The sequence below is a fragment of the Enterobacter sp. K510 genome (genome assembly GCF_055804875.1).
Genome location: NZ_JBNRLQ010000006.1, coordinates 111,815 through 122,337, shown reverse-complemented (window position 1 = coordinate 122,337; position 10,523 = coordinate 111,815). Strand labels below are relative to the sequence as shown.

9 protein-coding genes are annotated in these 10,523 nt (G+C 56.8%); all 9 read left to right on the top strand.

Annotated features, from left to right (window positions below; all coding sequences use genetic code 11):
- Position 1 precedes the first annotated feature (1 nt).
- The 9 genes from murD (at position 2) to lpxC (ending at position 10,389) form a co-directional block, all read left to right on the top strand.
- On the top strand, positions 2-1,318 hold the full coding sequence (gene murD / locus ACQUTD_RS12095; RefSeq protein ID WP_318373932.1) for a UDP-N-acetylmuramoyl-L-alanine--D-glutamate ligase: 1,317 nt from the start codon (positions 2-4) through the stop codon (positions 1,316-1,318).
- Positions 1,318-2,562: a cell division protein FtsW gene (gene ftsW, locus ACQUTD_RS12090; RefSeq protein ID WP_072570602.1), complete on the top strand. Its 1,245-nt coding sequence runs from the start codon at positions 1,318-1,320 to the stop codon at positions 2,560-2,562. Before murD ends, ftsW begins: the two co-directional genes overlap by 1 nt.
- A complete protein-coding gene (gene murG, locus ACQUTD_RS12085; RefSeq protein ID WP_321988615.1) occupies positions 2,559-3,626 on the top strand; it encodes an undecaprenyldiphospho-muramoylpentapeptide beta-N-acetylglucosaminyltransferase in 1,068 nt (355 codons plus the stop codon). The genes ftsW and murG overlap by 4 nt, the downstream gene beginning before the upstream one ends.
- Positions 3,627-3,681: 55 nt before the next feature.
- Positions 3,682-5,157 carry a UDP-N-acetylmuramate--L-alanine ligase gene (gene murC / locus ACQUTD_RS12080; RefSeq protein WP_072570605.1) on the top strand — a complete coding sequence of 492 codons (1,476 nt, stop codon included), beginning with the start codon at positions 3,682-3,684 and terminating at the stop codon, positions 5,155-5,157.
- Positions 5,150-6,070: a D-alanine--D-alanine ligase gene (locus ACQUTD_RS12075; protein WP_473276247.1), complete on the top strand. Its 921-nt coding sequence runs from the start codon at positions 5,150-5,152 to the stop codon at positions 6,068-6,070. The genes murC and ACQUTD_RS12075 overlap by 8 nt, the downstream gene beginning before the upstream one ends.
- A gap of 1 nt (position 6,071) precedes the next feature.
- Positions 6,072-6,905, top strand: coding sequence for a cell division protein FtsQ (gene ftsQ, locus ACQUTD_RS12070; RefSeq protein ID WP_318363866.1), 834 nt, complete (start codon positions 6,072-6,074; stop codon positions 6,903-6,905).
- Positions 6,902-8,158, top strand: coding sequence for a cell division protein FtsA (gene ftsA / locus ACQUTD_RS12065; RefSeq protein ID WP_072570610.1), 1,257 nt, complete (start codon positions 6,902-6,904; stop codon positions 8,156-8,158). Before ftsQ ends, ftsA begins: the two co-directional genes overlap by 4 nt.
- Positions 8,159-8,219: 61 nt before the next feature.
- The gene (gene ftsZ, locus ACQUTD_RS12060) at positions 8,220-9,371 is read left to right on the top strand and encodes a cell division protein FtsZ (protein WP_072570612.1); all 1,152 of its coding nucleotides are present in this window, start codon (positions 8,220-8,222) and stop codon (positions 9,369-9,371) included.
- Between the two features lie 100 nt (positions 9,372-9,471).
- Positions 9,472-10,389, top strand: a complete 918-nt coding sequence (lpxC, locus tag ACQUTD_RS12055) for a UDP-3-O-acyl-N-acetylglucosamine deacetylase (protein ID WP_072570614.1) — start codon at positions 9,472-9,474, stop codon at positions 10,387-10,389.
- Positions 10,390-10,523 lie beyond the last annotated feature (134 nt).

The window sequence follows — 10,523 nt, the reverse complement described above, 5'->3', positions numbered from 1 at the left end:
CATGGCAGATTACCAGGGCAAAAAAGTCGTCATCATCGGGTTAGGTTTAACCGGCCTGTCCTGCGTGGACTTTTTCCTTGCGCGCGGCGTTAACCCGCGGGTAATGGACACGCGCGTTGCGCCGCCGGGGCTGGACAAGCTGCCGGAAACGGTGGAGCGCCATCTTGGTAGTCTGAATGACGACTGGCTGCTGGCCGCCGATCTGATTGTCGCCAGTCCCGGCATGGCGCTGGCGCATCCGTCCCTCAGCGCCGCCGCCGATGAAGGCGTGGAGATTATCGGCGACATCGAACTGTTTTGCCGTGAAGCCCAGGCGCCGATCGTCGCCATTACCGGTTCAAACGGTAAAAGCACCGTCACCACTCTGGTGGGCGAGATGGCGAAAGCTGCGGGTATGAACGTTGGCGTCGGCGGCAATATCGGCCTGCCTGCGCTGATGCTGCTGGACGGCGCCTGTGAACTGTATGTGCTGGAACTGTCGAGCTTCCAGCTGGAAACCACCACCAGCCTGCGCAGCGTGGCGGCGACGATCCTGAACGTCACTGAAGATCATATGGATCGCTATCCGTTTGGCCTCCAGCAGTATCGTGCGGCGAAATTGCGCGTCTATGAAAACGCCAAAGTCTGCGTGGTGAATGCCGATGATGCGCTGACCATGCCGGTGCGCGGCGCTGATGAACGCTGCATCAGCTTCGGCGTGGATGTGGGCGACTATCACCTGAACCGCCAGCAGGGGGAAACCTGGCTGCGCGTGAAGGGCGAAAAGGTGCTGAACGTAAAAGAGATGAAGCTTACGGGGCAGCATAACTACACCAATGCGCTGGCGGCGCTGGCGCTGGCGGATGCCGCCGGTATACCGCGCGCCAGCAGCCTGAAAGCGCTAACCACCTTCACCGGTCTCGCGCACCGTTTCCAGCTGGCCCTTGAGCATAACGGCGTACGCTGGATCAACGACTCCAAAGCCACCAACGTCGGCAGCACCGAAGCGGCGCTGAACGGCCTGCAGGTGGACGGCACCTTACATTTACTGCTCGGCGGCGACGGCAAATCCGCGGATTTCTCGCCGCTGGCGCGTTATCTGACCGGCGATCGTGTTCGCCTGTACTGCTTTGGCCGCGACGGCGCTGAACTTGCCGCGCTGCGTCCGGACGTTGCCGTGCAAACGGAAACCATGGAACAGGCGATGCGCCTGATCGCGCCGCAGGTAAAAGCCGGGGACATGGTGTTGCTGTCGCCCGCCTGCGCCAGTCTCGATCAGTTTAAGAATTTCGAACAACGGGGCGATCTCTTTACCCGTCTGGCGAGGGAGTTAGGCTGATGCGTTTATCGCTACCGCGCCTTCGACTGCCGCGCCTGCCGGGGATGGGTATCCTTGGCTGGGCTGGCTCGGCACTTCGTGGCTGGGTCATGGGATCCCGTGAGAAAGACACCGACAGTCTGATCATGTATGACCGCATGCTGCTGTGGCTGACGCTTGGCCTGGGTGCGGTAGGTTTTATCATGGTGACCTCGGCGTCGATGCCGGTCGGCCAGCGCCTGACTAACGATCCGTTCTTCTTCGCCAAACGTGACGCGCTGTACCTGTTCCTCGCGTTTTGTCTGGCGGTGATCACCCTGCGTCTGCCGATGACCTTCTGGCAGCGCTACAGCTCGGCGATGCTGATCCTCGCCATTATCATGCTGCTGCTGGTTCTGGTGGTGGGCAGCTCGATCAACGGGGCATCGCGCTGGATCGATTTAGGGCTGATGCGTTTCCAGCCCGCGGAATTTACCAAGCTATCGCTGTTCTGCTATCTGGCGAACTACCTGGTGCGTAAGGTTGATGAGGTGCGAAATAACCTGCGCGGCTTCTTAAAACCGATGGGCGTGATCCTCGTGCTGGCGGTGTTACTGCTGGCGCAGCCTGACCTCGGTACGGTGGTGGTGCTCTTTGTCACCACGCTGGCGATGCTGTTTCTGGCGGGCGCCAAGCTGTGGCAGTTCATCGCCATTATCGGCATGGGCATCTCCGCGGTGGTGCTGCTGATCCTCGCCGAACCCTATCGTATCCGCCGCGTGACCTCTTTCTGGCGTCCGTGGGACGATCCGTTCGGCAGCGGTTACCAGCTTACCCAGTCGTTGATGGCATTTGGTCGCGGCGAATTGTGGGGGCAGGGGCTGGGGAATTCGGTACAGAAACTGGAATATCTGCCCGAAGCGCATACTGACTTTATCTTCGCCATTATTGGTGAGGAACTGGGTTATATCGGTGTGGTACTGGCGCTTTTGATGGTATTCTTCGTCGCTTTCCGCGCCATGTCCATCGGTCGCAAGGCGCTGGAGATCGATCAGCGTTTTTCCGGCTTTCTGGCCTGTTCGATCGGCGTCTGGTTTAGCTTCCAGGCGCTGGTTAACGTCGGTGCGGCGGCGGGTATGCTGCCAACCAAGGGTCTGACGCTACCGCTGATCAGTTACGGTGGTTCCAGTCTGTTGATTATGTCGACGGCGATCATGCTGCTGTTACGTATTGATTATGAAACTCGTCTGGAAAAAGCCCAGGCGTTTACACGAGGTGTTCGATGAGTGTTCAGGCGAAGCGATTAATGGTGATGGCTGGCGGCACCGGCGGGCATGTTTTCCCCGGGCTGGCGGTTGCGCATCATTTAATGGCTGAGGGCTGGCAGGTTCGCTGGCTGGGCACCGCCGACCGAATGGAAGCGGATTTAGTGCCGAAACACGGCATCGAGATCGATTTTATCCGCATTTCCGGCCTGCGCGGGAAAGGCGTGAAAGCGCTGCTGCTGGCGCCGCTGCGAATTTTCAACGCCTGGCGTCAGGCGCGCGCCATCATGAAGCGCTTTCGTCCGGACGTGGTGCTGGGCATGGGCGGTTATGTGTCAGGCCCCGGCGGGCTGGCGGCCTGGTCGCTGGGCATTCCCGTGGTGCTGCATGAGCAAAACGGCATTGCCGGTCTGACCAACAAGTGGCTGGCGAAAATCGCCAGAACGGTGATGCAGGCGTTTCCCGGTGCCTTTGCCAATGCAGAGGTGGTCGGCAACCCGGTGCGTACCGATGTGCTGGCGCTGCCGTTGCCGCAGGATCGCCTTGCCGGTCGTGAAGGGCCGGTGCGTGTGCTGGTGGTGGGCGGCTCCCAGGGGGCGCGCATTCTGAACCAGACCATGCCGCAGGTCGCCGCGAAGCTCGCCGACCGCGTCACCATCTGGCATCAGAGCGGCAAGGGCGCGCAGCAGACCGTCGAGCAGGCGTATGCGGAAAACGGTCAGCCGCAGCATAAAGTGACCGAATTTATTGACGACATGGCGGCAGCTTATGCCTGGGCCGATGTCGTGGTTTGCCGTTCCGGCGCGTTAACGGTGAGCGAAATTGCCGCCGCCGGTTTACCGGCGCTGTTTGTGCCCTTCCAGCACAAAGATCGGCAGCAGTACTGGAATGCCCTGCCGCTTGAAAAAGCGAGCGCGGCAAAGATCCTTGAACAGCCGCAGTTTACCGTCGATGCCGTGGCAGAGACGCTGGCGGGCTGGGATCGCAGAACATTATTAGTCATGGCAGAGCGCGCACGTGCCGCCGCCATACCGGATGCAACCGATCGGGTTGCCAGAGCAGTATGCCTTGCAGCACAGGCATAAAGATCGCGACGCCTTTTGCGTCGCACGAATTTTTGAAGTCGATGGCGTTTAGAGAATGAATACACAACAACTGGCGAAACTGCGTTCTATCGTGCCCGAGATGCGTCGCGTCCGGCACATTCACTTTGTTGGCATTGGCGGTGCCGGTATGGGCGGTATCGCTGAAGTGCTGGCCAACGAAGGCTATCAGATCAGCGGCTCCGATCTGGCGCCCAATCCGGTGACGCAGCAGTTGTCTTCCCTCGGCGCGACCATCTACTTCAATCACCGTCCGGAAAACGTACTGGATGCCAGCGTGGTGGTGGTGTCGAGCGCCATTACCGCGGATAACCCGGAGATCGTCGCCGCTCATGAAGCGCGCATTCCGGTGATCCGCCGCGCTGAAATGCTGGCGGAGTTAATGCGTTTTCGTCACGGTATCGCCATCGCCGGTACGCACGGTAAAACCACCACCACGGCGATGGTGGCCAGTATTTATGCGGAAGCAGGGCTGGATCCGACCTTCGTTAACGGCGGTCTGGTGAAAGCGGCGGGCGTGCATGCGCGTCTCGGTCACAGCCGTTATCTCATCGCCGAGGCGGATGAGAGCGATGCCTCTTTCCTGCATTTGCAGCCGATGGTGGCGATTGTTACCAATATCGAAGCCGATCATATGGATACCTACCAGGGCGACTTCGAAAATTTAAAGCAGACGTTCATTAATTTCCTGCACAACCTGCCGTTTTATGGTCGTGCGGTGATGTGCGTCGACGATGGCGTGATCCGTGAGCTGCTGCCGCGTGTGGGACGTCAGACGACCACTTATGGCTTCAGTGATGATGCGGATGTGCGCATTGAAAATTATCGCCAGACAGGGCCGCAGGGTCACTTTACGCTGCTGCGTCAGGACAAGCCTGCGCTGCACGTAACGCTGAACGCGCCGGGTCGCCATAACGCGCTGAACGCAGCGGCGGCGGTAGCGGTCGCTACAGAAGAAGGTATCGACGATGCGGCGATCCTGCGCGCGCTGGAAAGTTTCCAGGGCACCGGCCGTCGTTTCGATTTCCTCGGTGAATTCCCGTTAGAAACGGTGAACGGGAAAGCAGGCACCGCGATGCTGGTTGATGATTACGGTCATCACCCGACGGAAGTGGACGCCACGATCAAAGCGGCGCGCGCGGGCTGGCCGGAAAAAAATCTGATCATGATCTTCCAGCCGCACCGCTATACCCGTACCCGCGATCTGTATGACGATTTCGCCAACGTGCTGACGCAGGTGGATACCCTGCTGATGCTGGATGTGTATTCCGCCGGCGAAACGCCGATCCCGGGCGCAGACAGCCGTTCGCTTTGCCGTACCATTCGTGGTCGCGGTAAAATCGACCCGATCCTTGTGCCGGATCACGCGCAGGTGGCGGCGATGCTGGCGCCGGTATTAACCGGCAACGATCTGATTCTGGTGCAGGGCGCAGGCAATATCGGCAAAATTGCCCGCAGCCTTGCTGAAAGTAAACTGAAACCGCAAACCCAGGAGGAAGAACATCATGGCTGAGAAAGTTGCCGTCCTCTTTGGCGGAACCTCTGCGGAACGTGACGTATCGCTGAATTCCGGCGCGGCAGTGCTGGCCGGTCTGCGCGAAGGGGGCGTTGATGCCCATCCTGTTGATCCGCGCGATACCGATGTCACGCAGTTAAAAGCGCTCGGCTATCAGAAAGTGTTTATTGCCCTGCACGGTCGCGGGGGAGAAGATGGCACGTTACAGGGATTGCTGGAGCTGATCGGGCTGCCCTATACCGGCAGCGGCGTGATGGCGTCGGCGATCTCCATGGACAAACTGCGCAGCAAATTGTTGTGGCAGGGCGCGGGTTTACCGGTCGCCCCTTGGGTGGCGCTAACCCGTAAGGCCTTCGAAGCGGGTCTTGATGACGCCGTTACGGCACAGATTTCCGCGCTGGGCTTACCGCTGATTGTGAAGCCGAGCCGCGAGGGGTCCAGCGTGGGCATGTCAAAAGTCACCGAAGCCAGTGCATTACAGGATGCATTGACAATGGCTTTTCAACATGATGAAGATGTTCTTATTGAAAAATGGCTCAGTGGCCCGGAATTTACGCTGGCCGTGCTCGGTGAAGAAATTTTACCGTCAATTCGCATCCAACCCGCTGGAACCTTCTATGATTATGAGGCGAAGTATCTCTCTGATGAGACACAATATTTCTGTCCTTCCGGTTTAGAAGCAAGCGATGAATCGCATTTACGCGATCTGGTGCAAAAAGCATGGACCGCGTTAGGCTGTCAGGGCTGGGGTCGCATTGACGCCATGCAGGACAGCGATGGTCAGTTTTATCTCCTGGAAGCGAATACCTCGCCGGGCATGACCAGCCATAGTCTGGTGCCGATGGCGGCGCGCCAGGCGGGAATGAGCTTCTCGCAGCTGGTTGTAAGAATTTTGGCATTGGCGGACTGATATGTCGCAGGCGGCACTGAACACGCGCAACCAGAGTGAGGAAGAGGTTAGCTCCTCACGACGGAATAATGGAACGCGTCTGGCAGGGATTATTTTCCTGCTTACGGTAGTGTGTACCGTGCTGGTGAGCGGCTGGATGGTGCTGGGCTGGATGGATGACGCGCAACGTTTACCCCTTTCCAGACTGGTAGTCACGGGCGAACGGCATTACACGCGTAATGATGATATTCGTCAGTCCATACTGGCGCTGGGATCGCCCGGCACCTTTATGACGCAGGACGTTAACATCATTCAGAGCCAGATCGAGCGCCTGCCGTGGATCAAACAGGCGAGCGTTCGTAAGCAATGGCCCGATGAATTGAAGATTCATCTGGTTGAATATGTGCCTATAGCGCGGTGGAATGATCAGCACATGGTGGATGCCGACGGCAATTCGTTCAGCGTACCTGCGGATCGCGTCAGTAAAGAGGGATTACCTCTGCTGTACGGTCCGGAAGGCAGCGAAAACGAAGTTTTGCAGGGCTACCGTGATATGGGTAAAGAGCTGGCTAAGGATAAGTTCACGTTGAAAGAGGCGGCCATGACCGCGCGGCGCTCCTGGCAATTAACGTTGAACAACGATATTAAGCTCAATCTTGGGCGGGGCGATACGATGAAACGCCTGTCCCGCTTTGTTGAACTGTACCCGGTGCTTTTGCAGCAGGCGCAGACCGATGGCAAAGAGATTAGCTACGTTGACTTGCGCTATGACTCAGGCGCGGCGGTCGGATGGAAACCGGCTCCCATTGAGGATCCTAATCAGCAACAGAATCAGGCACAGGCAGAGCAACAATGATCAAGGCGACGGACAGAAAACTGGTAGTTGGACTGGAGATTGGCACCGCGAAGGTCGCCGCTTTAGTAGGGGAAGTTCTGCCCGACGGTATGATCAATATCATTGGCGTGGGCAGCTGCCCGTCCCGTGGTATGGATAAAGGTGGGGTTAATGACCTGGAGTCCGTGGTTAAATGCGTACAGCGTGCCATTGACCAGGCCGAATTAATGGCAGATTGCCAGATTTCGTCAGTGTATCTGGCGCTTTCAGGTAAACACATCAGCTGCCAGAATGAAATTGGTATGGTGCCGATTTCAGAAGAAGAAGTGACGCAGGAAGACGTTGAAAACGTGGTGCATACCGCTAAATCCGTACGCGTTCGCGATGAGCATCGCGTCCTGCATGTGATTCCGCAGGAGTACGCCATTGATTACCAGGAAGGGATCAAGAACCCGGTGGGTCTGTCGGGCGTGCGTATGCAGGCAAAAGTGCACTTGATCACATGTCATAACGATATGGCGAAAAACATTGTCAAAGCCGTTGAACGTTGTGGCCTGAAAGTTGACCAACTGATCTTTGCCGGACTGGCGTCCAGTTATTCTGTGCTGACAGAAGACGAACGTGAGCTGGGTGTCTGCGTTGTAGACGTCGGCGGTGGTACAATGGATATTGCCGTCTATACCGGTGGGGCGTTACGTCACACAAAAGTGATCCCTTATGCGGGGAACGTCGTCACCAGCGATATCGCCTATGCCTTCGGTACGCCGCCGAGCGATGCCGAAGCCATCAAAGTGCGCCATGGCTGCGCACTCGGCTCCATCGTCGGTAAAGACGAGAGCGTAGAAGTGCCGAGCGTGGGCGGTCGTCCGCCGCGCAGCCTCCAGCGTCAGACGCTGGCGGAAGTGATTGAGCCGCGGTATACCGAACTGCTCAATCTGGTAAACGAAGAGATTTTACAGTTGCAGGAGCAGCTTCGTCAGCAGGGTGTGAAACATCATCTGGCGGCGGGGATTGTGTTAACAGGCGGTGCCGCGCAGATTGAAGGCTTAGCCGCCTGCGCACAGCGAGTGTTCCATACGCAGGTGCGTATTGGTGCGCCGCTCAATATTACCGGACTTACGGATTACGCCCAGGAGCCGTATTATTCCACGGCGGTTGGGTTGCTTCACTACGGGAAAGAGTCCCATTTGAGTGGTGAAGCAGAAGTGGAAAAACGTGTGTCAGTCGGCTCGTGGATCAAACGACTCAACAGCTGGCTGCGAAAAGAGTTTTAATTTTTCAGAGACCGGAGAATATTAGCGGTCTCAGGCGACAGGCACAAAACGGAGAGAAATTATGTTTGAACCTATGGAACTGACCAACGACGCGGTGATTAAAGTCATCGGCGTCGGTGGTGGCGGCGGTAACGCCGTCGAACACATGGTGCGCGAACGCATCGAAGGTGTGGAATTCTTCGCGGTGAATACTGACGCTCAGGCGTTGCGTAAAACTGCGGTGGGACAAACCATTCAGATTGGCGGCGGCATTACCAAAGGTCTGGGAGCAGGCGCTAACCCGGAAGTCGGTCGCAATGCGGCAGAAGAAGATCGTGAAGCACTGCGTGCGGCGCTGGATGGCGCAGACATGGTGTTTATCGCAGCGGGCATGGGCGGCGGTACCGGTACCGGTGCAGCGCCAGTCGTCGCTGAAGTAGCAAAAGATTTAGGTATTCTGACCGTTGCTGTCGTGACCAAGCCTTTCAATTTCGAAGGTAAGAAGCGTATGGCGTTTGCGGAGCAGGGTATCACTGAGCTGTCCAAGCATGTGGATTCGCTGATCACCATTCCTAACGACAAACTGCTGAAAGTGCTGGGACGCGGTATCTCCCTGCTGGATGCGTTTGGCGCGGCGAATGACGTGTTAAAAGGCGCAGTGCAGGGTATCGCTGAACTGATCACCCGTCCGGGCCTGATGAACGTCGACTTTGCTGACGTGCGCACCGTAATGTCCGAAATGGGCTATGCGATGATGGGCTCCGGCGTGGCCAGCGGTGAAGACCGTGCGGAAGAAGCGGCAGAAATGGCGATCTCCAGCCCGCTGCTGGAAGATATCGATCTGTCCGGTGCGCGCGGCGTGCTGGTTAACATCACCGCTGGCTTCGACCTGCGTCTGGATGAGTTCGAAACCGTGGGTAACACCATTCGTGCCTTCGCTTCCGATAACGCGACCGTGGTAATTGGTACGTCGCTGGATCCGGAAATGAACGACGAACTGCGCGTGACTGTGGTGGCGACCGGTATCGGCATGGACAAACGTCCGGAAATCACGCTGGTGACCAACAAGCAGACGCAGCAACCGGCTCTGGATCGTTACCAGCAGCACGGTATGGCGCCGCTGACGCAGGAACAAAAACCGGCAGCAAAAGTGGTTAACGACAACACGCCGCAGACCACCAAAGAGCCGGATTATCTGGATATCCCGGCATTTTTGCGTAAACAGGCTGATTAAGAATTGGCTGGAAGTTGGGCATCTCCGCTCTTTGTGCTAAACTGGCCCACCGGTTGTGTAGTACAATCTGGTTGGATAGGTAATTAGGCGAGATAATACGATGATCAAACAAAGGACTCTTAAACGTATCGTTCAGGCGACTGGCGTCGGTTTACATACCGGCAAGAAAGTCACACTGACGCTACGCCCTGCGCCGGCAAACACCGGGGTCATCTATCGTCGCACCGACTTGAATCCACCGGTAGATTTCCCGGCTGATGCCAAATCTGTGCGTGATACCATGCTCTGTACTTGCCTGGTCAATGAGCATGACGTACGAATTTCTACCGTAGAGCACCTTAACGCCGCTCTGGCGGGTCTGGGTATCGACAACATCATGATTGAAGTCGATGCGCCAGAAATCCCGATCATGGACGGTAGTGCCGCGCCGTTCGTTTACCTGCTGCTTGATGCCGGTATCGAAGAGCTTAACTGCGCGAAGAAATTCGTTCGCATTAAAGAGACAGTTCGCGTTGAAGATGGCGATAAATGGGCTGAATTCAAACCGTACAATGGTTTCTCGTTGGACTTTACCATCGACTTCAACCATCCTGCGATTGACTCCAGCAACCAGCGCTATGCAATGAACTTCTCTGCCGATGCGTTCATGCGTCAGATCAGCCGTGCGCGTACTTTCGGCTTCATGCGTGATATCGAATATCTGCAATCCCGTGGTTTGTGCCTGGGCGGTAGTTTCGATTGTGCCATCGTCGTTGACGATTATCGCGTACTGAACGAAGACGGTCTGCGTTTTGAAGACGAATTCGTACGTCACAAAATGCTGGATGCGATTGGCGACCTGTTTATGTGTGGTCACAATATCATCGGCGCATTTACCGCGTACAAATCCGGTCACGCACTGAACAACAAACTGTTGCAGGCAGTCCTGGCAAAACAGGAAGCCTGGGAATATGTGACGTTCCAGGACGAGGCAGAAATGCCGCTGGCGTTCAAAGCACCGACAATGGTTCTGGCGTAACAGTCCATACCATTATTAAAATTCGGCTGGCAAACCTGGCACTCTCTCCGGTCAGGGGTGTCAGCCGTTTTTGTTTTTAAATCACGGTATTCCGCTTCTTCTGCCCGCCCGTTACTCCTCTTACGGTTTTCAGC